Here is a 24,215-nt window from a genome sequence, read left to right on the forward strand (position 1 = left end):
ATTCGTAACTTACGATGTTACGATATTCAAAAGGCGGGATGCCGCCGGTGGAGCAATGACCATGAGTGACACGGTGGATACGGTGATAGTCGGCGCGGGCATTGCCGGATTGAGTGCGGCGTTGTTCCTCGCCCGAGCAGGCCGATCAACAATCGTCTTCGATGGAGGCCCAACACGCATCGAGACGGTATCTCAGGTGCGCGAGTATGTCGGCTTCGATGCGATGACTCCCGCCGAGATCCTGGGCGCCGCGCGCGAGGAAGCGACCCGCTATGGCGCGGTAATCCGACATGCGCGGGTCGAGCGGATCGTGCCGCTGGACGACGGGCGCTTTAAGATCGAGGTGGATGATCGGTCGCTGACCGCTCGGACTGTGGTTCTCGCAACCGGCATCGTCGACGAGCTCCCTCCGATCTCCGGCGTGCGCGAAGCGTGGGGCGATGACCTTCGCGTCTGTCCCTGTTTCGACGGGCATGAAGTTCGGAACGGCAAGTTCGTGGTGTTCGGTATTGGCGCCCGCCTAGCGCACATGGCCGCTTGGGTACGGATGTGGTCATCCGATGTGACAGTGGTGAGCAGACATGATTTCACTGGTGTCGAGGCAGAGCGGCTGGACTTGCTTGGCATCCGCATCAGGAACGACGAGGTCGCTGGGCTCGTTCACGAGGGTGATCGATTGGTTGCTGTCACCACGGCTGACGGTGATACCATCCCTGCCAATGCGACCTGGGTGGCACTCCACTCGCGCGCCGCGTCGGACCTTGCTGCTTCGTTGTGCGAAGTGGACGAACTTGGCTTCGCGAAGACCGATGCAGGCGGGGCGACCAGCCGTGCGGGTATATTCGCGATCGGGAATGCCGATGAGCCCTGGGCGCACCTCGCCCAGGCTGCAGCGTCAGGCACCACGGTGGGGCCCGTCGTCACAATGTATCTGCTTGAGCGGATGGTGGAAGAACTGCGTTTGGCGAAGGCGGCCTGAAGATATGAGAGGCGATAGTCGGCTTTCGCGTATGCTCCACGTGCTGCTACACATGGCTCGGCACAATACGCCGTTCACCTCCGAACAGATCGCCAAGATGCTGGGTACCAACCCTGTGGTTGTGCGCCGCACCATGGCCGGCCTGCGCGAAGCGGGTTTCGTAAGCTCGGAGCGCGGACGGGGTGGAGGGTGGAGCTTCGTGAGTGACCCGACGACCATTACCCTGCTTGATGTGCACCGTTCGGTCGGGGCGACTGATGTGATCGCGCTGGGCAGCGGCGATTCAGATCCGGCCTGCGGTGTGGAACGCGTCGTCAATCATGCACTGGCTGAGGCGACGGGCGAGGCCGAAGCAATACTGCTGCGCCGGTTGGGCGAAGTGACTCTGGCGGAGCTGTCCACTCAGTTGGACGCGATCTGCAAGGCTGAGGGATGGGACGACCAACATGCGCCACACCAAGGCTAAAGCTACATTGCAGAGCGACATCCTAGGACACCAGAGCGGAACGGCAGCTGTCTTTAAGCCTGGGTCCGAAAGTCGCGGGTCGCTTCACGGCCACTTCCGGTCGAGTGAAATGGGCAAAGATTCTTGCGCCTCAGGTGCCGAAGAAGAGGCGAGCCTGTCGATCCGGATCGCCTGCCACGTGGCTTGCTACATCGAATATCATCGTCCGACGTTCCTGCGCTTCGTACGCCGGCCAGGGCAGCCCTCGCTGTGAAGGGTTGGCACTATGCGCGAAGTTGACCCAAGCCTGCGCCATCGCGGCTGCCACCTTCCCCGCTTCCGGCCCCGGACCATTCATTAGCGGACGGGTTTGCGGGTTGTCGAACACGAGCGGAGTATCGAGTCCATGGGGGCTCTTGAGCGCCCCACCTTCGAATGGCGCGGTCCAGTCGAGACGATACATGAAGACTGGCGCCGCGTTCTGAGCGAGCTTACGCTCGGCGAGACGGATCGAATTCATCCAGGTGCCCTCAGCCGTAGCCAACGATGTGAGCCAGTAAAACGGCGCGTAATCAGGCCGCAAAGCCTTGAACACGTCGACCGCGACATTACCCTTGGCGCCCACCATCGCCATCGCGCGCTGCCGCACTTGCTCTTCGCTAAGCTTTCCGAATTGCGCGTCGGCACAAAAGAATAGTGTTGCCTCGTCCTTCGTCGTGCCGATGATGATTGGCACATCGCGTGAAACGTCTGGAGCCGTAGGATCGAAAGGATGACGTGGCAGCGAGCGCCCATCGACAAGCGGCGCCATCACCCTGCTAAGTCCGGCCTGCGAGGCCGAAGCCGCCGCGATCAGGGTCTTCCAATCGATTGTTTGCAGTTTGTGGACCTCGGCGGGAGCAATTCCGAGCTTCGCTATCGTCGCCTCGGCATGTTTCTCCGCCACCGCCTTTTCGACCATGGTCAGGCCCGGGCCACTCTGGATAATCGCTTTGTGGAACAAGCCTTTCGCTGCAGGCATTGCAAGGACCACGCTTACTTTCGAGCCGCCTCCGCTCTCGCCGAAAATCGTGACGTTACCCGGATCACCGCCGAACTGCGCGATATTGTCGCGGACCCACTTGAGGGCGAGGACGATGTCGAGTTGACCTGAGTTGCCGGAGTCGACGAAGTCCGAATGGAACCCGCCGAGATAGAGGTAGCCCGGCGCATTGAGGCGATGGTTGATGCCCACCACCACCACATCACCACGGCGACACAGCGCGGAGCCATCGTACTGCGGATCGCCGGCCGAACCGATCGCGAATCCGCCGCCGTGGAGCCAGACCATGACCGGTCGTTTGCGCGCCGACGAGGCATCGGGCGTATAGACGTTGAGCACGAGACAATTCTCGCTCTCGTTGCCTACCTCCATGCCCTGCTCGCCCGCCGCCATCACCTTCTGCACGAACGGCGTCGTGAGATTGGCGCCTGGCGCCGTAGTTGCGCCGAGATCCATCTGCGGCGCCTGATGGCCAAGGACCAGGCAATCGCGCACTCCGGTCCAGGGAGGAGCTACAACCGGAGGCAGAAAGCGGCGCTGCGAAGTGTCGTCACCGTAAGGAATGCCGAGGAAACTGGAAACCCCGTCCCGACGCCGACCTCGCACCTTGCCGCTCATCGTCTCGATGGGTTTGCCGATCACGGCCTCGCCTGCGAACGCGCTGCCGGGTAGCGTCAGCATCATGGTGCCGCCCAACCCGATCCGGATCACGTCTCGACGAGACTGCGAAAAAATCGTTGTCATCCAATCCTCCCCAGGACCGCCATTCGCGGCAGTTATGACCCGACAATCGATCGGGCGCAAAAGCCGGCGAACCTCAGGTCTTGAGCCCAAGCCGAGCGATGACCTGTGGCTCAAGCTTCAAAATCCAAAAGCCGGTGCCTCCCGCAGCATAGATGAGACCTCGCGCTGCATCGTAGTAGCCCACACCGCCGTGCACCATCGGACCGTGGTTGAAGTATGCCACCTCGCTTGGTTTCACGGGATTGCGAATGTCGAAAATGCGCAATCCGGCACTGCCGAAGTTCACCGCCGCGAAAGTCGCTTTTTCGGGGTTGTCGACGAGGTGGTAGGCAACCGTCGGATCGAGACCCGAAGCCTTGCGCGCTTCGCAGTATTCGGGGTCATTGATGGCGATCCGAAGCATCGAGACATTGCGGGCTTGATCGTTTGTAACGTCGCTCACGAACACTTCGAAACCCCACCCATCGGCGCTGGGCCTCGGATAAGGACGGCAGGTATCGCCGGGAATTCCGGGCGAGGCTGCGGCGTCCATCGAGCTTCCCAGTTCGTTCGAGTGGATGATGTACTCCCGCCCACCGGCGCGGAACCAATCGAGACCATGACCGGGTCCATCCGTTTCTCCGACGATCTGCACCGGCCGCTTGGTGATGTCGACAATCCGGATCTTGGGTGTTTCACCCAGATTGTGCGGGCCTTCGATCTTCTGATCGCCGAGATAGACGCGCGTGCCGTCGTCATTCACATCAAGCGAGTGCGACAATGTCGGCCAGACCAGCGCGTATTGAATGCGGCTCACACCAACCCGGCTATTGGCTCCCTTTGCGTTGGCCAGATCGTTGCACAGATTGATGCCAGCCTTCTGCCCCTGGCGGTGCACTTCCTGCCACGGTCCGGGGACCTGCGGAGCAAGATCGCAGCGGTAATCGGTGATCTTCCAGCTTTCCGGATCCTTGAGATCGGTAATGTCTGCCTCCCACAACCCAAGGGAGGCATAGACTTTGGTCCCTGTACGGTTCAGCCGCAGATCATGTGGCAGCAGGCCGGCCCCGCCGCCGCCGCCCGATGGGGGGCCGTCACCGATCGTGAGCGGTGGCCACTTGATTTCACCCAGCAGGACGGGATGCATGCAGTCCCGGATGTCGTAGACACTGCTGCCCGAGACCAGGACCGCCCGCTCCTTCGTGACCATCACGCGCATGGTTTCCGAAGCCATTTTTACAGGTACCCGGCCGACTTCCACTGGCTTGGAGGGATTCCTCACGTCGATAACGTGAACCTCTCCGCCCCTGTTATTACCCATGTCGCTGCCGGTGCGCACGTAAGCGCACATGCCGTAGCCCTGAACCACCCCGACAATCGGCAGTTCGCCAATCCGCGTGACCCCGCAATTGTAGGCTGCGGTCTGCCCCTTGGGCACATTGCCCTGGATATCCGGCTCGCGAACATCGCCGGAGCCGCAAAGGGCAGGCGAGAAACCAGCGCGCGGGCTCTCCTGTGCGGCCTTCGCCGGCGCCGGCTGCGTCGGCAGCACGGCCGCCAATATGCTCACCATCATGATCCGCTTCATGGCGCGTCTCCTCTCCTGGAAACTATGTTCTCTTATGCCTCAAATACTGGATTTCGAGATCAAATCCCGAGGCGCGAGCGAACCTGCGGTTCGATCTGCAGCACCTTGAAACCGGTTCCATCCGAAAAATAGATGAGCTTGCGTGCTGCGTCGTAATAGCCAACCTGCGCGTGGACGGGCCTGCCGTGGTTGAAATAGGCGACCTCGGTGGGCTTGTCCGGATTGCGGATATCGAAGATCCGAAGGCCCGCATCTCCGAAGTTTACCGCCGTGAACTTGGCATCCATCGGATTGTCGATCAGATGATAGGCAATCCAGGGGTCTTGGCCGGAAGCCTTACGAACGTTGCAGAACTCGGGCTTGTTGATCGCAAGTTGCACCATCGAGATGTCGTGAGCGCGCGCCGGGTCCGACACATCGCTGATATAGGCTTCGAATGCCCACCCCAGCGCATAGGGTCGCGGATAGGGGGCGCAGCTGTCTCCGTCATGGGGCTTGCCCGGAATGGCGCTCGTGCCCTCGTTGGAGTGAATTACGTATTCTCGTCCTCCGGCGCGGAACCAGTCGAGGCCGTGGCCGGCGCCGTCCAATTCGCCGATGACCTCGAATGGCCGCTTGGTGATGTCGACGATGCGGACCTTGGGCACCGGCGCCCAGAGCGCCCCGTTCCCGCCCGCCTGATCGCCGACATAGAGCCGCGTATCGTCGGCGTTGAAATCGGGAGAATGGGAGACCTGCGGCCACAACATCGAAACCTGCAATGGGCTGCCTCCCATCGAGTAGTTGGCGCCCGCCGGCGCGGCCTTTGCAGCGTCATCGCAAAGGCTGCGTCCGGCCTTGATCGAGGCGCGGTGGACCTCCTGCCACGGTCCGGGCAGCTGTGCCGCCACTTCGCAGCGATGATCGATGACCTTCCAGGTATCAGGGGCCTTCAGGTCCGATATGTCCGCCTCCCAGACGCCGAATGAGGCAAAGACCTTGGTGGCCGTGCGGTTGATCCGAATGTCGTGCGGCAGGTTCCTGGCGCGCACGCCGGGCACGGTCGTATCGGGCCACTTGATCTGCCCCGCGAGCTTGGGATGCAGACAGTCGCTGACGTCGTAAACCGAACTTCCGGAAACCATGATCGCGCGGTCTTTTGTGGCCACCACCCGCAAGGTTTCCGAACGAAGTTCAAGCGGAAGCGGCTGGCCGACCACAACGGGCTTCTTCGGGTCGCGCACATCGATGACCGTGATCTCGATCGGTCCGGGCGCTCCCCCTTGCCCGCCCGTGCGCACGTAAGCGCATTGGCCGACGCCTGCGACATTGCCGACGACCGGGAGCGAGCCCAGAACCTTGACGCCGCAGTTGTAGCTTGCCGTCTGGCCTGTCGGAACTTCGCCCTGGATGCCGGGTTCACGCACATCGCCGGCCCCGCAAAGGGCGGGCGATACACCTGTGGCCTGAGATTGCGGCTGCGCTTGCGCCTGCGGGATCTCAACCATCCCGAACGTGGCGCCAATAAGGGCGATCCCCGCCGTTCCTCCCATGAAGCGACTGACAGCGGCCGCGAACGCCTTAGCCTTCACCTGCATCCTAATCCTCCCCTGCTGGCCGCTTTTTGCGGCTTGAGATGTTCGCACGCCGAAGCCGCTCTCCAGCGACCCTTGTTTTGGCAGCCGGAGGCAAGGGTCGCCGACCTTTGCCCAACGCCGCCTCATCAATTCGTGATATTGCCTTTCCGGCCCGCGCTCACGCCTCCGGTGACGGCGCCGCGACCGTATTCGGCTTGCGCTGCCATGGCTTCCTCCACCAATCGCCGCGCCGATCGCAGATCTTTTCGAAATCGCTTTCGAATTTAGCGCGGTTGGTGCCGCACAGGCGATCCCAGATCGTGGTGTAGCCACCGAAGTTCCAGTTGAAGTATTTGTGATGCTGATCGTGGAACGTCGTCGTGATGAACCACTTTGTCGCCCAGCTCTTGTTCCACCACCTGGGAAAGAATTCGAACCCGGCGTGGACATAGAGGCCCATGATGATGTTTGTCGGCAGGATCAGCGCTGCCGCGGCAGTGCTGATCGGAAGGTGGATCAAGGTCGCCGCGGTCAGATAGATCGGGACGAAACCGCCGTTGATGCACGATTCCAGTGGATTGACCGACAAAGTGGTGAGCAGGTTCGGAGAAGTCGACTTGTGATGCAGCTTGTGGATCAGCGAGTAGAACGGCTCCTTGTGCATCCACCGGTGGAGCCAGTAAAACCAGGTGTCGAACAGGAAGAAGTACAGCACGTATTCGATGGCGACCCGCCACCAGGCAACAGGCTCGCTGTGGAACAGGATGAAGCCATGAGCGGTGAGCAGCCGGTTGGCGTTACCGAGCAAAAATCCGGTGATGAATCCGCCCAAGACCGCGACCGCAAGCTCGAAGCCAAGGATCTTCCATTTGAAGCCTCTGGGCTGAATTTTATGCGCGCGGAAAAAGCCCGAAAAGAAGCCGAGCACAATGGCCGAGGCAACAGTGCCGATCAGCCACAAGTGCATCAGCCACTCGCCCGATGTTATCATTCTAATCATGTGCAGCCTCGATCAAGCTGCGCGTAACGGCGGAATGCAGCGGCCATGCTGTACGTCAGCACCTTGCCCGCTCGAGATTCGCCATCTCGCGCGCTCCCTTCCCGCCTTAGTCTGTCGCTTTTGCGGGGCGAAAATAGTGCCCACATTCGCAATCGCGCGTTTCGCGGGGAAATTGTTTGCCCAGCCCCAGCCCCAGCAGCCAGCGGCCCGATTGGGCGCCGGAGCTGATCTGGCAGGTTGAGGTTGCCAATCGAACAGCTCCGGGAACCGGATCGTTGTTGCGCCTCCGACGCGCGCTTACCGGAAGCGGTAACCCATGGTCAGGAAGCCGGTGGGCTGCGTCTTGCTTTCGACGATCGGGCTATCCTTCGCATCGCCTAGGAGCGTCGTGACTCCGCCCGAAATGCCAAGCGTGATACGGTCGGTCAGTCGGTAGCTCGCCGTGAGCAGTGCGGAGGCATCCTTGAACCCGCTGCCCGCCTTGTACTGTGCCAGTCCCGACGCGAGCGACTGCTCTGCGTCGATCCCGAAATAGCGGTCGTTGTACTTGCTGTCCGCCCAGGTCGTGCCGACGGATGGAATCACCATGAGACGCGGCGTGACGGCAACCGGGTAGGAAATGCTCGCGTCGGCCACGAACCCTTCCGTCCCGCCGGAGAAGCCCTTGGTGGCCCCGATCGTTGCTACCACGCCGCCCTGAGCGACGCTGGCAAACATTCTGCCTCCGACACCCCAGGACAGCTTGCCAACGCCCTCCGGCACGTCCTTGGCCCGATAACCGGGCATGATCGCAACGCCGCCGCCAATCGTCACGCCGCCGGTATTGATCACTTTCACGCCGATGCCGTTGCGAAGGTTGGCGTAGAATGGCCCCAGATCGACGTCGAGCGCGGGCAGAGGCAGGACGCGGTAGTCATTGCTACCCTGATAAGTCGGAGCGTAGGAAACGCCGGCGCCGATGATGACATGGTCGTCGCTGCCATCGGACGTATTGGCCTGAGACATGCGGACGGAGCTTTGCGCGTGAGCGCCGGGAGCCCAAAGCACCGAAACCAGTATCGCGCAGCCGGCGAGGCGGCGCGCACGCTTGGGAAGATCATGGAACATCGAACGGCTTTCCGGGGAGATGCGCGCCGCTGGGCGCGCCTGGTTATGAAGGGATGGCTAGGCTCGCCGCCCGTGGTCCAGCGTCCATCGGATCAGACTTTGGATTTTGGGGGGCATTATTCACCATCGACCTGAGACACCGCCCCTGAAGCGCTCCCTCACTAAAAAGTTTGCCGCTTATCCGCCCCTTTCTTTGCTGCGCCTTTTCAGCACCGGCATTCGGTGCTGGAAGCGGCAAGTGAGCGAGCCCGGCGAGATCAAAACGCTGCGTCGATGCCCAGCCGGATCGTCCGAGGTCGGAGCGGCGTGATCTGATCGCGGCGCCACAAGCCGAAGGGGTTACCGAACGCGAAGGTATTCCCTCGCGTATCCGTGAGGTTGTCCACACCAAGCGTGACGCCGAAATGCCCGAATGCGACGTGTGCGCTGATATCGGCCTCGGCATAGCCGCCTTGCGTCACATCGAGCGGTACCCCGATCCCGAGCTGCGAGCGGCCGACATATCGCACCGATCCACTGACTTCGAGCCTGGTACGCGGCCCGAGATCGCTGCCCCATTCGGCCGCAAGCCGGGCACCGCTGCGCGCGACATTGGGCAAGGTACGGCCGATGTCGCCTTTCTCATCGACAATCACGATATCGCTGCTGAGCTTGCTGACGCGGCTGTTGTTAAGGAACGCGGAGCCAGTCACCGTTACATCGCGCCGCGGCCGCCACGTGAGCTCGCCATCAAGCCCGTGAATGAACCCCTGCCCCATGTTTGCGGTGTAAAGGAACCCGCTCGTGCCGACGAGGTCCGCCTGAATATTGTTCCAAATCGCAAAGAACACTGCCGCCCGCACAGTTAGACGGTCAGTTGCCGGGTCTCCCACACGCACGCCGAGTTCGTTCATGTGGAGATCGTCAGCGTCGAAGCGCTGGCTCTCGATGCCATTCTCGGCAAGCCCGAAACCAAGGCCCCCTGCCCTGTAGCCCTGCTGATAGTGGAAGAACCCCGAGATCGGGCCGTCGGGATGCCAATCGAGCGACAGAGTGCCGGAGAATCGCACCGCACGGCGCCGTGTTTCGGGAAAGTCGTCGAAGCCTGAACCCGTGAGATAGCCCTTGTTGTCGCTGAAGGTCAGGCGTCCGCCGACGGTGCCGGTCAAGGTTGAGGTCAGCGGCCGGGATATTTGCCCAAACAGCGCCATTTCGGCCTGCTCGTTGACCACACCGGGAATATCGTAGGAAACTTCGGCCGACGAGAGGCCTCTTGAAAGCACGCTCGAATTGACCACCACCGAGGCGCCCGCGACCCACGGCGACGGCGCGCTGCCTCCCGCGATCCGCGTCTCGTGCGAGAAGAGAACGATGTCGTTGCGCTCATCGTATTTGGTGGGCGTATCGGTGCGATCGTATCCCGTCGCATCAAAGGTCGCGCGAAGCTGGTGAAAGCCGAGAGAAGTCGTTGAATTCAGCTCCAGCGATCCGATCATCCGCCGTGCCTCGACGTATCCGAGGCGGTAATTGTTCACGAATGGCTGGGGGATGGGATCGTTCCGCGTCAACGGGGGATCACCGCGCAGCGTATATTGCCCGTCGTCGCCCGTAATGTTCTGAAAAACGAAGCCGAGATCCAGCGTCCAGCCAGCGAGATTGTCGGTCCTCAGACTCGCCCTCTGCCCGTATCGGCGAACGCTGTTTATGTTTTTGCGGCCCTGTTCAGGGGCGTCGATATAGCCGGCGGCGACCCCGCCAAAAACCACGAACCGCCCGGCGACCCCGTCGGCAAGCGGGACATTGAGCATTCCGGCCCCGTCGCGGCTCACGCCGCCATGTTCGGTAAACCCGAGATTTGCCGCCGCCGTTACGGCAAATGCGCTGCTGTCAGGAACATTGGGCACGAGACGGATGATACCGCCGAGCGATCCCGCCCCGTAGAGTGCGCCCTGCGGTCCCACCAGCACCTCGACCCGCTTGATGTCATAGAGATCGAGATCGGGATCGGGCGCGTTGTAGTTGAGGCGGACATTGCCAAGGTACTCGCCCACTGTCGCCTGGGTCTGGCCATTGAAACTGCTGTCGGCAATGCCGCGAATGAAAAGCTTGTTGCGCCCCGGGCCAAGGTCGGTCGCCGCAAGCGAAGGCTCCAGGGCAGTGATTGCGGCACTCCCCTGCGCTGCCCGGGCCGCGCTCCAATGTGCAGGAAGTTCAAGCACATCGACCGAGCCCGGATAAGTATCGACCGTGAGCTGCTGCTTGCTGGCGGAAACGATGATGTCCTTGCCGCGCGCTTCAGGTGGCCCTTCGGAGCTTGACGACACCGGCGCCCGCGGAACCGCCTGAGCGACAATGCTGATCGTCCGCGCGTCGTGGAAGACAGCCCTTGCTCCGGTGCCTTCCAGGATACGATCGATGGCAGTCCGGATCGAAACCTTGCCCTTCACCCCAGGCGAGAGCCGCGATGCGACTTCAGGATCGGGAACGGCAACGGTGATGCGGGCCTGGGCGCCCAGCGAAGCGGCGACGTCGCCAAGGCGGCCTGGGGCAATGCGGAAATCCTGCGCTTGCGCACTACCTGCCGCGAATGCGCCAACGGCACAAACCGCCCCGAGACTTGCCCATCTGCTGGCCGACACTTCAGAGCGGCTTCATGAGCCAGTGGCCTCCGGCGGGCTCAATCACAACCCCGAGCGCACGCGCAATGCGCCGAAGTTCCATGGGAAGTTGCTTGGAAGCATCACCACTGAGGATCAGGGTGCCAGAGAAAGGCCTGTCCGCGATCTGCGGCACCACTGTAATTTCCATGCCCAGGGAACGGCCAAGGTCCGCTGCCACTTGCGAGAGCGGAGCGCTGGAATAGACGAGTTGCCCCGTCTTCCATGAACCGACGGCGGGCGCGGCCACGTCGCTGACACGCACGGAATTGTCTGCCGAGGCATCGACGAGCGCCTGACCTGCGGTGAGGCGCACAGCTTCGGCGCCGGGATTGTAGATAACCTCGCCTTCCGCAACGGCCACGCGCACGCCGGCCGGATCGTGGACAACATTGAACACCGTTCCCACATCGCGGATGCGGTTGTCGCCGACCTCGAGAGTGAAGGGGCGTGCGGCATCGTGCTTGATGCGAAACAGCGCTTCGCCCTGGGCCAGCGATGCGAACCGGGGATCCTTGCGATCGAGTGTCAGCCTGGTGTTCCCGTTCAGCACGATTTCGGACCCCGGCGAGATCGCCAACTGGCGTATCTCGCCGGGCCTGGTCACGATTTCGAACCGGCTTTTGCCCGTACCGATCGACATGAACATGACGCCAACGAGCGAAGCCGCAAGGATCCCGGCGGAAATCCAGCGCCATCGGCGAGCAGGCCCGCCAACGGGACCGACTTCCACGTTGTCCGCGGGCTCTTCAAGGCGGACAAGAGGCAGCAGTTTGTCGAGGTCAAGATCGATCTGCTCGATGAAGTCGTAGGCAGCCTGGTGGCGCGGATCCTCTGCAAGCCATTCCACGAAGCCGGCCCACACTGCGTCATCGCCGTGTCGCAAGCGCACGTGCCATTCAATGGCCTGCCGGTTGATCCCATCCTGCAATTCAGATTCCATCGCGTCGTGCCCCCGACCTGAGATGCCGCGCGGGCATATGGTCCCCATCAAGTCGTCGCCGCATCGACGCGATCGCCTCGTAAGCGCGCGCCAGATGCTTTTCGACTGCACTTACGCTGATCCCCAGATCCTCGGCGATCTGTCGCTGCGGCTCGCCGTCCACCCTGAACCGGCGGAACACAGAAGCGGTTCGTTCGGGCAAACCATCAAGAACGGATTGAAGGATCTGGACCTGTTCACCGGCGATCAGTTGCGCCTCGACCGACGGTCGCTCGTCGAGTTCGGGCGGATCGCCGGTGTTCATCCCGACCCAATCTTCTTCCCGTCGGGTCCTGCGATTCCGCGACCGCCGCCCTAGCAGGAATTCGTTGTTCGCCATCCGATAGAGGTATGCCTTCATTTCGGATACCGGGCCGATCGAGGCGGAAGCGAGCTTGAGCGACACGTCCTGCAAGACGTCTTCTGCCTCCTCCGCGCCCGCGCCCCGCAACATCAGATAGCGCTCAAGCGCGGGTCGCATCTCCAGCAGGACTTGAAGTAAACCGCTATTCACCGTTCCATGCTCGAAAGTGTGCACGCTTGACGCCTGGTCCCAGCCAAGCACGATTCTGGCGCAGGCATCCGGAAATCGACGGGCCATTCAGGGGCGGATAGCTGGCCAGTCGCGAGGGGCGATGCAACACAAATATTCGATGAGGAGGCACATTGCCTGCGGCATCTACGTTCTAGCTCATCACTGCAGCCCGAACACCGAGCCCGATGCTCACCTTCAGTGCCGTTCCATCATTGAGACCGGCCACGATCGTGGCGCCGGCCGCCTTCGAACCGGTGCGAAAAGGCACACGGAACAAAGGCGACCCACCTCGGACGGAACCATGTCAGGGGCTCGGCATGTTGCCGGCTTATTGGAAGCGGCCCGGCTTGCTGGCCCATCCATCGATGAAATCGTAGGTCGTCTTCAGCGTATCGCCGAATTGCCCTGGCGTGCTCTCGCATCGACGACAGGTCGTATACATGTGGGTTGCCCCCTCGATGAAGGCGATCGACTTGTCGCGGCTTTTGGCATGGCCGTAGATCGTCTCGGCAGCCATCCCTTCCCAGTTTCCGGTCATGCCCAGCGTCAGGAACGGTACGGTAATACCCTCGACATTGCCGGGAGGCGCAGCATAGGTCGAATGCCAGTCGACGCCGTGGATAGTGCTGTCTTCTCCGTATCCGTAATCATCGGTCACCCGGATGGCCCAACTCGACAGGTAATTCTTGACCGTGGTCTTCAGCGCGGCGCGATAGGTGTTCGAAGGCATCAGCCCCATAGGACCGCCGGAAGGCACCCGCACGGAATGGACGATCTGCGTGGTGACGGTGCCATCCGAATGCACCAACGGCCAGGGCTTGACGGTATGTGACAGCAGGCTCGTATCTGCCGGAAACAGCTTGTTTGCGACGACCGACCCGCCAGGAACGAGGAACAATTCGTCATCGGCAAGCGTACCCTGACCCGCATCGATCGCAGCGAGCCGCTTCTCGGCCCTGCCGATAATGGCGTTTGCACGCGCGCCCTGCGCCGCGAGGAAGCGATGGACGAAATCCGGGCTGAAGTGCGTGCCCTGGGGGTTGTACCCGTTGGCCAGGTTGTACATGTCGAGCGGGGGATCGAGATCCTGTCCATTGGCCTCGTCCCGGACTGCCGGATCGATGCTGAACAACACCATTGCCGCCTGCCCCCAATTCGCATCGGCCAGCACTATCCCGTCAGCCGGAGGCAATCCGGCCAACGCATCTGAGCATTTATGAAGCTTCGCAGCGTCCTGACAGAATGCAGGTCCATTCTCGGCAATGGCCTGGTAGGCGGTCATCGTCGTTGCCCCGCCTGAATGGCCGAACAGGACAACTTTACTTACGCCCGGCAGCCTGCGCAGATAGGCTACGCCTTGCTTCGCCTGCAGCAGGACGTCGTCCATAAGCCCGTCATTGAAAGTGCTCGCCTTATCCGTCGAGTTGTTGGCGCAAAGCACGCGGTAGCCACGCTTCGAGAGTTCGCTGCAGGCAGAAAAAGTGAGGTAGTCAGCGCTCGCATGCATCACGAAGAAGGCGATCTGCGCCTTCGGTCCGGGGTTGACCGGCTCGTACAGGACCGCCGGCACCCCCATTCCCAGAGACACGAATGTCGTTTTTGTCGCCTTGGGCGATGCCGACGCTGCTGCAGCCGGGGCCTGGGCGCTCGCCGGGAGCGTGCCCACCCCTGACGAACCAAGGGTAAGAGCTGCGACCAGAACAGCCGTCCGGGGCCGCGTGCGAAGGATCGAGGTCATCATGACGTGAGGTGCTTTCGTTCAAGAAAAGTTGAATTGCTTGGGACCGCCCGGTTCGCCCAATCGGCGCGAGCGCCATCAGGCACTTGGGCCGAATGCCCCAAGTTCATTTCCCACCGCCGAATTTGCGGAACGCGGAGACGAGCGCCGGCGCGGCGCAGCCTGGTTTCAGGTGGGATGCGTAGATGCCGTGACCAGGTTTCGCGTAAGCCTCGTCCGGCAGGATGTAGCCGACTTGTCCCGCAGTCAGGGTCATCACCATCGAGTTAGCTTGAGGCATAGCGTTGCGAACCTTGCTGCCGATCATGCTGCCAAGATCGCCGCCGATACCGGCAAGAACGAAGTCGTCGATACGTAGCCAGGTGAGGGGTATGGTCACATCGGCTTGCGGGACGGGAGGCCGCCCGAAACTGTTCGTCGCAAGGTCGTAAGGCCAGGTCTGTCCCGGACAGGCGACGGTCCCGGTATCGGCGGCGATGATGGTGTCACGCTTGGCTGGCCGCATGTGAACCGGCACATCGTTGACCGCCTGGGCGAGCCGCTGGGCCTGCACATCAAGCACCCCCCAGCCGGCAGCGCCCTGATCGACCGCAGGCAGGTTGCCAACTGCCCGCTGCTGCGACTTGAACAGAGGAAGCTGGTCGCCCTCAGCGCCAGGCGCCCAGAGAACTACCGGCGCTGATCCGGCGTTTTCCAGCAACCGCATAGTGGCGCCTGGGAGATCACCGCTGACTTCGTATCCGCCCTTTTTCGTCACGCTGCGAAACATCACTTGGCATGCGTCGCATAGTTTACCAGAAGCGCCAGGGGTTTGCCGTCCAAACTCTCCACTCGAAGGACATTGAGCGTCTTGTCCGACGGACCATGCGGATCGGGGATGCCTCCCTGCCCGGCCAATTCGCCGTTGTTCGTATTTACGAAGGCTTCCCCGCGGCCGAAGCCGATGCGCGCGGGCTGAAGTACTGCAAGCGCCGATCGGCCGGCCGCAACGGCACCGCCGATGGTTCGCTCGATAAGGCGCGCCTGCGTTGGGCTTGGCGTCCCGCCGTGAAAGAACACGAGTGGATTGCTGTGCGTATGGGACGCAAAGAGGATCACGTGGCTGACCGGCAGTCCGAGCGCATCAGCAACGGATTTCACCGTATCGAGGCCGCCGGGCACAGCGGTCACCTCGAGGTTTATGAGGACAACACGATCCTGATCTTCGCCCAGCGCGATCGCACGCGCAAAGACCGGATCGTGGATGCCCACGAAATCCTTCTCGCGCGGCGCAGTAATGGGGAAATCACCGGCATCCGGAGTAATCTCGACTTTGCCGGTGCCGGCAAGCAAAGTTCCTGCGTGCGCATTGGCGCTAAAGACGCCCATAGCCAACGCAGCCTGCACAATGAGGAGACGCGCCTTACGCTGCATTTCTTGCTCCCGTGATCGTTGAAATGAAAGAAACGATGGCTACCGCAGGCCTTCCAATGCGGAGTTCCGGCACAGCCGGACGCGCTCCGCATCCACCGCGAATTTCTGCGGCAAGACTGCCATCGCCGCACATTCGAAAACGGCCCAAACCATTCGAGCTACGTCCTTCCGTGGGCACAGCTACCCGTGCCCCAGAGCGTCGTGCCCGCCATACAACGTATCTCGATTCCGGCATTGAAAGCGTCATTTCGCAATGCAATTCTCTCGCAAAACGAGGGAGGGATTCATGGATATCGTGGCGGAAGGTTTGGTCTTTCCGGAAGGTCCGGTGGTCATGTCGGACGGATCGGTCATTGTCGTTGAGATCATGGCCGGGCGGGTCACACGCTGTTGGAATGGGCGCACCGAAACCGTCTGCGAAACCGGAGGCGGTCCGAACGGCGCAGCAATTGGCCCCGACGGCGCCTTGTGGGTCTGCAACAACGGGCGCGACGCGGACAGTCCTCTTGGCGAGGGTTGGATTGAGCGGATCGACCTCGGCACCGGACGTACCGAGCGCGTCTACGACGCCTGTGAGGGAAAGCCTCTTCACGCCCCCAACGATTTGGTTTTCGATGCGAGCGGCCGCCTCTGGTTCACTGCGCACGGCAATCCCTACGCCGAGCATCGGCCCGCAGGCGGCCTTTTCGCGGCCAGCAGTGACGGTTCGTCGATTGTCGCCGTCAATCGGCGCGCGGTTGCCTACAACGGTGTCGGTCTCTCTCCTGACCAGTCGCACGTCTATGTCGCAGACACCCTTCAGGCCCGGGTCTATCGCTATGAGAACCGGGCGGAAGCCCAGCAGCCTCATTACATCGCGACGGCTCCCGGCCCTGTCGGTTTCGATTCGCTCGCCGTGACTGCCGCCGGGAACATCTGTGTTGCGACCATCTATGAAGGCGCAATCAGCACCTTCACGCCGGAAGGTCAGATGAGCAAAACTTGCTTCCCGGACGAGACTTACGTCACCAACATCGCATTTGGCGGCGCCGATATGCGCGATGCCTACGTCACTCTCTCCGGGACGGGCCGCTTGGCCCGACTTCGCTGGGATGAGCCTGGCCTTTCCCTTGCCTTCAACGGTTAATACCCCCTGTCCTGCAAAAGCCCCGGCTGACGACGGAAGGCCGCGTCCATTGTATGCCCTTGTCGGCCACGCAACTGAGCAGACCTGACGAACCGGTGCCGTTCGTCCGGGCCATGAATGAGCGATCCGCTCGGCACTGGCGGCCACAAATGACCGCCAGTTCCGAGCCGAGATATGCGGTTCAGCGGGAACCGAATGCATAGCGCAGCGTCACCCCAATCTGGCGCGGCATCGTAATGCTCGTGTAGGAATAGGCGCTGCTGTAGGAAGCGCCTCCCGCAAGCGACGGCAAGGTCGTCGTTGCAGGGACATTGCCACCGTACGTCGACAGTATCGTCTTCGTATTGGTGAGGTTCTTTACGAACAGCGACACATCCCATGAGGAATCAGGGCTGCGTACACCTACGAACGCGTTCAGAATTGCGTAGCTGTTCTGGTAATCGAATGGCGATTGATCGTTGTAGAGGCTATGCGAGTTGAAAGTGCCCTGTGCACGCAGATAGCCAGTCACGGTGCTTGAGAAATCGTGGGTGTACGTGCCGCTGGCTGTAATCGTGAATGGAGGCAGGAATGACGAGGGTCCACTTGTCCGGCAAGTAACAATGTTGCCTCCGGATGCCTGTATCTGTGCTGCTGTCGGCGTGGAGGGGAGCCCTTCGTTGCAAGGGACGACGCCGTTCTTGATCCTGCCGTGCGCGTAGCTGAGCGAGAAGTCGGCAGTGAATTCGGGTGACACGCGCACATAGCCGTCGGCCTCAAGGCCATCGACCTTGACTGGGACGTTGGCAAGGAATCCGCTGGTCGTCCGCACCAGGCCGTTATCAAGAACGAACCAGACGCTGATCGGCACCGAATAGAGGAAGTTCTGGAAGTTCTGATGGTAATAGTTAAGGTTAAAGCCGGCGCGACGATTCCAGAACTGCACTTTGATGCCGCCTTCATAGGATTGCGACGTTTCCGGCTTAATGCTGACGAACTTGTTGTAAACATCATCGGGGACGGTTGAGCCCGAAACCAGCGCCGCGGCAATCGGCCCAATGCTCTGCGTGCCCTGACGGAACGAGGATCCGGCGTTGACGTAGGCCATGAAATCGGGGGTAAAGTGGTAGGATGCCGAGCCCGTCCAGATCCACGCGCTGTCGCGGCGGTCGTCAACGGGAAGCATGGCGGAACTCGGGAAGTACGAGAAATTCTTGTCGATCAGGTAACGGGCACCGCCCGATATCTCGAGCTTATCGAGGGGATGTGCCGTGAGATTTCCGAACCAGGCCGATTCTGTACGGTTCCCGTGTTGAAGGGTCTTCGAACCCGATGAGCACGAGTAGAAGGGCGCAAAAAGTGTGCAGTCCGTGGCAGCGTCGATACCGAGCAAGGGCAGGATCGGCTGCACGTATGGGAACGTCGCTGCCGGAATGATCTGCGGCGCGTTGGTGATAGCGTTGTCGGTCGGCGTATCGAGCCTGAAATAGCCGACGACATAGTCGAAAATCTTGGCGATCCGCTGCTCGGACGAAAGCCGCACTTCATGCGTCTGATACTCGTTACGCGAGGCCGTGACCCCGTCGTAGGTCAGGCCGCTTGCCGCACTCGAGGTATAGTACCCGCCGAAATCCTGCGGGGTGGCAGGGCGAAGGTGCGCGACGGCATACTGCCCGACGTAGCTCAGCTTCTGACCAAGAACGTGCCAGTCCGCGCGCCCGTTGATGATATCCATTGTCTGGCGAATACGGCGAATGCCGTTCACGGTTGATAGGCGGTCCGTGGCACTGACCAATCCGACATAGGAGGTGCCGTTACCGGGATCGTCGCAGGAGACGGTCGGGTCGAACAGGCAGGTCGATTGTGTCTGCATGTAGCTTAGCTGATGCGACAGGAGGTGCTGGTAGACGACATTGAATTCCAGCGTGTCGGTCGGTTGGAAGCGCGCGCTGACGCGTTCGCTCCAGGAACGCCGATAGGGCCCGTCCGGAAAGATGTCCGGATAGGCGCTGCGCACGCCGTCGAGCTTGTTGTCGTCGATCGAGCCGGCAAAGCGGAGCGCAAAGACGCCTTCGACAACCGGGATGTTCACGGCGCCCTGTGCGTTCTTGCCGTAGAATTTGCTGCCCAGCGATCCGTTGACGAACCCGCCGAAGTCATCGAGATCTGGCAACTTGGTACTGACCGTGATCGAACCGGAAGGCGAAGCGCGGCCGCGTAGGGTGCCTTGTGGTCCGCGCAGGACCTCGATCTGGCCAAGGTCATACATCGACTGGTAGATGTAGTTCTGCTGGATACCGGCATCGTTGAGGTAGAACTCGACAGTGGCGTTAACCCCCGAATTCACATCAAATGCGACCCCGCGAAGGGTCGTGTTCTGGACCATGCCGTTGTTCGAGTTCTGAAGATTGAGCCCGGGCACAATCTGCTGAACGTCCTCGAACCGCGTGATGTTGTTCCGGGACAATTGCTCGGGACTCACGACGTTGAGCGCTTTCGGCACGTCGAGCAAACGCTCCTCGCGCCTGCGGGCTGTGACGATAATCTCGTCGGTGCTGATGGTTTCGTTGCTCGCGGCCTGCTCTTCGGCCATCGCCGATGTTGCGGACGCGAGAAGGCTTACGCTCGCCAGCGCGAGCGCACGGTACATGCGCATAGATTGTCCTCACCTGGTTTTCCCCTCCGATTATTCGGATAGGGATGGTTGTAATTGCGACTGAGCAGTGTGCGGGTTCCGGGCGGCCCAACGGGCCGTCTGTGGCCCTAGAGACCCAAGCGGGCCTTTACTTGGGGTTCGACGCGCAGCACCCAGAAACCGCTGGTGCCGGCGGCATAGATAAGGCCGCGCGATGCGTCGTAATAACCGATGCCGCCGTGCACGAGCGGCCCGTGGTTGAAGTAGGCTACCTCCACCGGTTTCTCCGGCTGGCGAATGTCGAAAATCCTGAGCCCCGCGTCGCCGAAATTGACGGCGGCGAACTTGGCGTTCAGCGGATTGTCGATCAGGTGGTAGGCGATCCAGGGGTCACGCCCCGACGCCTTCCTGACCTCGCAGAACTGGGGATCATTGATGGCGATATGCACCATGGAGACGCCGCGTGCCTGATCCCCCGTCACTTCGCTGATGAAGGCTTCGAAGCCCCATCCGAGGGCCGTCGGACGTGGGTATGGGTGGCAGGTGTCACCCGGCGTGCCGTAAGGCTGCTTCTGGCTGGTTCCCCATTCATTGGAATGAAGCACGTAATCGCGTCCGCCGGCGTGGAACCAGTCGAGACCATGTCCCGGACCGTCGCCGACGCTCAGGATCTTCAGCGGACGCTGCGTCAGATCGATAATGCGGATCTTTGGCGTTTCGCCGAGGTTCTTCTTTCCAACGACCTTCTGGTCACCGACGTAAAGCCTGGTTCCATCGAGATTGGTATCGAGCGAGTGGGCGATCGACGGCCATAGGAGCCCGGCCTGCATGCGGCTGCCGCCGATGCGGTTGTTGGCCCCTTTCGGGTTGGCCCCGTCGTCGCAAAGGTTGTAACCACCGGCAAGAGCCTGACGGTGCAATTCCTGCCACGGACCGGGAATTTGCGGCGTGAGATCGCAGCGGTAGTCGGTCACCTTCCAACTGCCGGGATCCTTAAGATTGGTGATGTCGGCTTCCCACAAACCCGGCGAGGCATAGATCTTTGTTGCCGCCCGGTTGAGGCGCAAGTCGTGAGGAAGCTGCCCGTACCCTTCGTAAGTGCCCTCGGCGGCGCTCGCGCCAATGTTCAGCGGAGGCCATTTGACGTCGCCCAAATGCACCGGATTGAGGCAATCCCGGATGTCGTAGACTGAATTCCCCGAAACCAGGATCGCGCGATCCTTGGCGACCACAGCGCGCATCGTCTCGGATGCTCCGGTGACCGGTACCGATTTCACCTGAACAGGCTTCGCTGGATTGCTTACGTCAATTACGACAATCTCATTGGTGCCGTCAGGACGGATATAGGCGCAGCGGCCTACGCCCTGAAGCTTTCCGACCAGTGGAAGCTGGCCCACAAGCTTGACCCCGCAATTGTAGTTTGCCGTGGCGCCCTTGGGGACCTCGCCCTGAATTCCAGGCTCTCTGATGTCGCCAACGCCGCAAGCCGCCGGCGACACTCCGCTCTGGGCAGATACCGCCGGGGCCTCAGCAATAGCGGCACTTTCGCCGATCAGCGAGGCGGCCGCGAGCAATGAAAGAAAGACACGCAAAAACCGCGCAAATCTTCGTGTGACGCACATAGTGCCCACTCCCCTCCCCAATATTTTGAACCCGTCTCGCCCTGAAAACTGCACAGTTGGAGAGGTGAAAATAGTGCCCACATTCTCCGAACGGTGCCGAAACTCCCTTTATTCCCGATCAGTTAAGAGGGTGAACAAACCCATCTTGGGAAGTGACTTGCTAATTACTTCCAAAACAGCGCTCGCCGGCCGCTCTTCAGCCGAATTCCATACATTTGGAGGTACATCACGAGCCCCGACGACGAGAGAAAGATCAAGGCAAGGCCAGCCAGCAAATCGAAAATGCGGGCCCACAATCCGAACAGGAATCCGGAATGAAGGTGCTTGATCAATTCATGTGTCACTATCCCGAAGGGAAAGCCGCTCTTGGGGTAATTGGGCTCGGTCAATCCTGCCGGACTGCCGTTCGCCGTGTTGATGATCACCTGCCGGGTCACGGGCTCAGCGGTGATCACGACACCCTGCTTCATTCCCCAATAATCCCGGACGCGCAGCACTCTTATGGGAGCCTGGACGTCGGCCTTGCGCAATCCCGCCAATGTCTCGTCGACCATCTGAAGGACCTGCCCATCCGACAGCCCCTGGATCTCATGATTGCCAGAACGCGGTTGAAGACTGTGCCAGACACTCTCAAAGCCAAGCCATGTCCCTGTAAATGCCACCCAGACAAGCAGGACGGCCGAGGCCAGCGACACTGCTCGATGCAGGCTTCTCCATCGATCGCTCGTCATCCAGAACAGTCCCGGGCGATTGATCTTCCGGCGTTGCTTCAGCAGCCGGAAGTACATCGTCAATCCGGTGATGATCAGCACCCACATCGCAACCCCTGCTAGCAGCTCGAACCAGACGCCTGGCACGTCGTGCCGAGACCAGAAGCGGTGCCATTCCTTGAGGCTTTGGCGCAGAGAAGGCGGCGGAAATACAGGCATAATGTCTGCTGTCGGCACCGACTTGAGGCTCTCCACGTCGACGGCCTGAACCCCTTGAGCGAACTTGCGCGGATCGCGCGGCTCCTGACCGAAACGGGCCTGTCCTATCGGCCTTCCGTCAGCCATCCGCAGTTCGACAAACGTCGGGAGCTCGCCCGGATGGCTGCGGTGGAGCGCCCCTAGGACCCTTGAGAAGGCTGCATGAAAATCGAGGTCTGCGGGCAGCGGCGCCGCGGCGTAATCGCGCTGCGTCATCACGGCGAAATCCATGTTGCCGTACCGCCCCTCATTGATCGACTGCATGACAGGCGTTGCCTCGGCGGCTCCAGAGAGAGTCTCCCGAATATCAAGGATCTGGATCCAGCTTCCTGTCACGCCGAGATAAAACAGGACGACGCAGGCAATAAGTGAAATGACGCGGTGAACCATCCGCATTGAATGTCGCCCCTTACAAACGGAATTCAGGCGAGTTGATCTCAACCACCTGCTCCAATTGATTGAATTTCCGATATCGCGGCCATCCCCCGCGCCCGCCTCAAGGAAGCGCTGTCCGAGAAAAGGGATGCCGCGACGCCACATTCGACAGTTGAATACCGATCTTCGCCGTCGTGGATCGGACGAAACTCGGCCAGTTTATTATCATGCCAAGTGCAGCACATAGGCGAGTTAAGCAGTTAAATTGCAGAACAACGCCGACCTAAATCGGTAAAATCATCACTATATCTGAAAAATTCTGCGCATATCCGGCCCTCGACTGCTTTGCGTCAGGGATGGCGAATATTCGCTTTACCGAACTCGATTGCAGACGCTTGCCACTCAAACTTGAGTAAAATGCGGTGAGTGCGATGCCTCACCTCCCCCCGTTGCCACCACGACTTTGAGCCGTCCTAGTTTGGCTATGAGGTAAGCTTGCACGCCTACGCTCGAGCGGAGGGATAAAATCGTCGCTGCGAGCCATTCAAATCCGCATCGGCCGGCGCCCGGAAATGTCGCGAAACGCCGCGGCGAAACGGACAATAATGATTTGAGTCTTATAGATTTTATTTGAAATTTTGCGACAGGCTCTTTCGATTTTTCATAGTTTTGCGCCTGCTGGATCGATCAATTTCCCGGTTCGATTGTTGCCCCATCCGGCACTTGGATTCTCGCTCACGGGTAAAGCCGTGCACCAGCATTCGATCAGTTGAACAAATATTATTCTACTGGTTGAACAGACGAGGCATTAAGATACGAGGCGCTATCCTTGGTCGACCTAACGATTCGCCATGCTTGATTTGTGATACATTCAGTTTCATAGCTGTCCGCGCTGTCTCGTTCGAGCGAAAGGTCGGATCTGTACTGATTTCGATTCGCACAAACCCGATCAATGCGAGTCGGATCAAGACAAGTCGCCAGTTGTATCAGCTGCCATCATCCCGTCAGCGATCACTGGAAGGCCGAATTGCCGACGCCCCAAAGGCGGGGCTATGCCGTCCCATGCTATTTATCTGAACTTGGTCGACAAAGCCTGCCCGGAGGCCGCGTTTTGCGGCGCCCGTTCGTATGCCCTGGCATAATAATAAATTCGGAGAGGACAGCGTGCTTACCAAATTCCAATCGTGCTCCATGATGATCGGCGCCAGTGCAATTGCCTTTGCCTTCGCCGCATCCCCCGCCGCAGCGCAGTCGACAGACAATACGGAAGCCAGCACCAACGACATTATCGTCACCGCACGCCGCGTCGAGGAACGACTGCAGGACGTGCCGATCTCGATTACTGCCTATAATCAGTCGCAACTTGCCGACCGAAATGTTGTCAACTCGCAGGATCTGGCGCGTTACACGCCGTCGCTGTCGGCGAACTCCAACTTCGGCAATGAGAACTCCACGTTCGCTATCCGCGGTTTCGTTCAGGACACCGGCACGGCTCCATCCGTCGGCGTCTATTTTGCAGACGTCGTCGCGCCGCGCGGTGCGTCGAACAACGTTCCGGTTGGCGACGGTGCCGGCCCGGGCAGCTTCTTCGATCTCTCGAACGTCCAGGTCCTGAAGGGCCCGCAGGGTACGCTGCAAGGCCGCAACACCACCGGCGGTGCCGTCCTTCTGGTCCCGCAGAAGCCCACCGACAACCTTGAGGGCTTTGTCGAAGGATCGATCGGCAATTACGATCTGCGCCGCGTTCAGGCGGTCATCAACATCCC

At 60.7% G+C, this 24,215-nt stretch carries 18 protein-coding genes; 4 read left to right on the top strand and 14 right to left on the bottom strand.

Translation table 11 applies throughout. The annotated features are described in order from the left end of the window. Positions 1 to 61 precede the first annotated feature (61 nt). Both EDF56_RS20325 and EDF56_RS20330 read left to right on the top strand, forming a co-directional pair. Positions 62 to 979: an NAD(P)/FAD-dependent oxidoreductase gene (locus tag EDF56_RS20325; protein WP_132390941.1), complete on the top strand. Its 918-nt coding sequence runs from the start codon at positions 62 to 64 to the stop codon at positions 977 to 979. 4 nt (positions 980 to 983) lie between these two features. Then, complete coding sequence (locus EDF56_RS20330) at positions 984 to 1,445, top strand: Rrf2 family transcriptional regulator (protein ID WP_132390943.1); 462 nt, start codon at positions 984 to 986, stop codon at positions 1,443 to 1,445. 130 nt (positions 1,446 to 1,575) lie between these two features. Here the strand turns inward: EDF56_RS20330 and EDF56_RS20335 are convergent, their stop codons facing one another. The 11 genes from EDF56_RS20335 to EDF56_RS20385 all read right to left on the bottom strand — a co-directional run bounded on the left by EDF56_RS20335 (position 1,576) and on the right by EDF56_RS20385 (position 15,744). Beyond that, positions 1,576 to 3,210, bottom strand: coding sequence for a carboxylesterase/lipase family protein (locus tag EDF56_RS20335; protein ID WP_165912288.1), 1,635 nt, complete (start codon positions 3,208 to 3,210; stop codon positions 1,576 to 1,578). 73 nt (positions 3,211 to 3,283) lie between these two features. Then, a complete protein-coding gene (locus EDF56_RS20340; RefSeq protein WP_165912289.1) occupies positions 3,284 to 4,750 on the bottom strand; it encodes a hypothetical protein in 1,467 nt (488 codons plus the stop codon). Positions 4,751 to 4,836: 86 nt separating this feature from the next. Then, on the bottom strand, positions 4,837 to 6,354 hold the full coding sequence (locus EDF56_RS20345) for a hypothetical protein (RefSeq protein ID WP_132390948.1): 1,518 nt from the start codon (positions 6,352 to 6,354) through the stop codon (positions 4,837 to 4,839). A 157-nt stretch (positions 6,355 to 6,511) separates the two neighbouring features. Beyond that, on the bottom strand, positions 6,512 to 7,300 hold the full coding sequence (locus EDF56_RS20350; protein WP_243652735.1) for a sterol desaturase family protein: 789 nt from the start codon (positions 7,298 to 7,300) through the stop codon (positions 6,512 to 6,514). A 330-nt stretch (positions 7,301 to 7,630) separates the two neighbouring features. Further along, positions 7,631 to 8,440 carry a MipA/OmpV family protein gene (locus EDF56_RS20355; protein ID WP_132390952.1) on the bottom strand — a complete coding sequence of 270 codons (810 nt, stop codon included), beginning with the start codon at positions 8,438 to 8,440 and terminating at the stop codon, positions 7,631 to 7,633. 257 nt (positions 8,441 to 8,697) lie between these two features. After that, on the bottom strand, positions 8,698 to 11,058 hold the full coding sequence (locus EDF56_RS20360) for a TonB-dependent receptor (RefSeq protein WP_132390954.1): 2,361 nt from the start codon (positions 11,056 to 11,058) through the stop codon (positions 8,698 to 8,700). A gap of 1 nt (position 11,059) precedes the next feature. Further along, on the bottom strand, positions 11,060 to 12,067 hold the full coding sequence (locus EDF56_RS20365; protein WP_347812996.1) for a FecR domain-containing protein: 1,008 nt from the start codon (positions 12,065 to 12,067) through the stop codon (positions 11,060 to 11,062). After that, complete coding sequence (locus EDF56_RS26475) at positions 12,009 to 12,659, bottom strand: RNA polymerase sigma factor (RefSeq protein WP_132390958.1); 651 nt, start codon at positions 12,657 to 12,659, stop codon at positions 12,009 to 12,011. The genes EDF56_RS20365 and EDF56_RS26475 overlap by 59 nt, the downstream gene beginning before the upstream one ends. Positions 12,660 to 12,921: 262 nt before the next feature. Beyond that, positions 12,922 to 14,331 (bottom strand): alpha/beta hydrolase, encoded by a 1,410-nt coding sequence (locus EDF56_RS20375; RefSeq protein ID WP_165912290.1) that lies wholly within the window; start codon positions 14,329 to 14,331, stop codon positions 12,922 to 12,924. Positions 14,332 to 14,437: 106 nt separating this feature from the next. Further along, complete coding sequence (locus EDF56_RS20380; protein WP_132390962.1) at positions 14,438 to 15,100, bottom strand: hypothetical protein; 663 nt, start codon at positions 15,098 to 15,100, stop codon at positions 14,438 to 14,440. Beyond that, a complete protein-coding gene (locus EDF56_RS20385; RefSeq protein ID WP_132390964.1) occupies positions 15,100 to 15,744 on the bottom strand; it encodes a hypothetical protein in 645 nt (214 codons plus the stop codon). The genes EDF56_RS20380 and EDF56_RS20385 overlap by 1 nt, the downstream gene beginning before the upstream one ends. A gap of 286 nt (positions 15,745 to 16,030) precedes the next feature. Between EDF56_RS20385 and EDF56_RS20390 the strand changes: the two genes are divergently transcribed. Beyond that, the gene (locus EDF56_RS20390; RefSeq protein ID WP_132390966.1) at positions 16,031 to 16,870 is read left to right on the top strand and encodes an SMP-30/gluconolactonase/LRE family protein; all 840 of its coding nucleotides are present in this window, start codon (positions 16,031 to 16,033) and stop codon (positions 16,868 to 16,870) included. A gap of 181 nt (positions 16,871 to 17,051) precedes the next feature. Here the strand turns inward: EDF56_RS20390 and EDF56_RS20395 are convergent, their stop codons facing one another. The 3 genes from EDF56_RS20395 to EDF56_RS20405 all read right to left on the bottom strand — a co-directional run bounded on the left by EDF56_RS20395 (position 17,052) and on the right by EDF56_RS20405 (position 22,470). Beyond that, entirely contained in the window at positions 17,052 to 19,499 is a 2,448-nt protein-coding gene (locus EDF56_RS20395; protein WP_165912291.1) for a TonB-dependent receptor, read from the bottom strand. Positions 19,500 to 19,612: 113 nt separating this feature from the next. Next, positions 19,613 to 21,076 carry a hypothetical protein gene (locus EDF56_RS20400; protein WP_165912292.1) on the bottom strand — a complete coding sequence of 488 codons (1,464 nt, stop codon included), beginning with the start codon at positions 21,074 to 21,076 and terminating at the stop codon, positions 19,613 to 19,615. Positions 21,077 to 21,270: 194 nt separating this feature from the next. Beyond that, positions 21,271 to 22,470, bottom strand: a complete 1,200-nt coding sequence (locus EDF56_RS20405; RefSeq protein WP_165912293.1) for a PepSY-associated TM helix domain-containing protein — start codon at positions 22,468 to 22,470, stop codon at positions 21,271 to 21,273. Between the two features lie 1,143 nt (positions 22,471 to 23,613). Between EDF56_RS20405 and EDF56_RS20410 the strand changes: the two genes are divergently transcribed. Continuing rightward, positions 23,614 to 24,215, top strand: a 602-nt coding sequence (locus tag EDF56_RS20410; RefSeq protein ID WP_243652729.1) for a TonB-dependent receptor plug domain-containing protein, incomplete at its 3' end; no start/stop codon positions are given.

Origin of the sequence: Novosphingobium sp. PhB165, assembly GCF_004341845.1 — a bacterium.
GTDB lineage: Bacteria > Pseudomonadota > Alphaproteobacteria > Sphingomonadales > Sphingomonadaceae > Novosphingobium.

Bases quoted from the DNA above. Each gene is read 5' to 3' on its own strand.
- EDF56_RS20325 (WP_132390941.1), top strand. From the start codon at position 62: ATGAGTGACACGGTGGATACGGTGATAGTCGGCGCGGGCATTGCCGGA.
- EDF56_RS20330 (WP_132390943.1), top strand. From the start codon at position 984: ATGAGAGGCGATAGTCGGCTTTCGCGTATGCTCCACGTGCTGCTACAC.
- EDF56_RS20335 (WP_165912288.1), bottom strand. From the start codon at position 3,210: ATGACAACGATTTTTTCGCAGTCTCGTCGAGACGTGATCCGGATCGGG.
- EDF56_RS20345 (WP_132390948.1), bottom strand. From the start codon at position 6,354: ATGCAGGTGAAGGCTAAGGCGTTCGCGGCCGCTGTCAGTCGCTTCATG.
- EDF56_RS20350 (WP_243652735.1), bottom strand. From the start codon at position 7,300: ATGCACTTGTGGCTGATCGGCACTGTTGCCTCGGCCATTGTGCTCGGC.
- EDF56_RS20355 (WP_132390952.1), bottom strand. From the start codon at position 8,440: ATGTTCCATGATCTTCCCAAGCGTGCGCGCCGCCTCGCCGGCTGCGCG.
- EDF56_RS20365 (WP_347812996.1), bottom strand. From the start codon at position 12,067: ATGGGGACCATATGCCCGCGCGGCATCTCAGGTCGGGGGCACGACGCG.
- EDF56_RS26475 (WP_132390958.1), bottom strand. From the start codon at position 12,659: ATGGCCCGTCGATTTCCGGATGCCTGCGCCAGAATCGTGCTTGGCTGG.
- EDF56_RS20375 (WP_165912290.1), bottom strand. From the start codon at position 14,331: ATGACCTCGATCCTTCGCACGCGGCCCCGGACGGCTGTTCTGGTCGCA.
- EDF56_RS20380 (WP_132390962.1), bottom strand. From the start codon at position 15,100: ATGTTTCGCAGCGTGACGAAAAAGGGCGGATACGAAGTCAGCGGTGAT.
- EDF56_RS20385 (WP_132390964.1), bottom strand. From the start codon at position 15,744: ATGCAGCGTAAGGCGCGTCTCCTCATTGTGCAGGCTGCGTTGGCTATG.
- EDF56_RS20390 (WP_132390966.1), top strand. From the start codon at position 16,031: ATGGATATCGTGGCGGAAGGTTTGGTCTTTCCGGAAGGTCCGGTGGTC.
- EDF56_RS20395 (WP_165912291.1), bottom strand. From the start codon at position 19,499: ATGTACCGTGCGCTCGCGCTGGCGAGCGTAAGCCTTCTCGCGTCCGCA.
- EDF56_RS20405 (WP_165912293.1), bottom strand. From the start codon at position 22,470: ATGCGGATGGTTCACCGCGTCATTTCACTTATTGCCTGCGTCGTCCTG.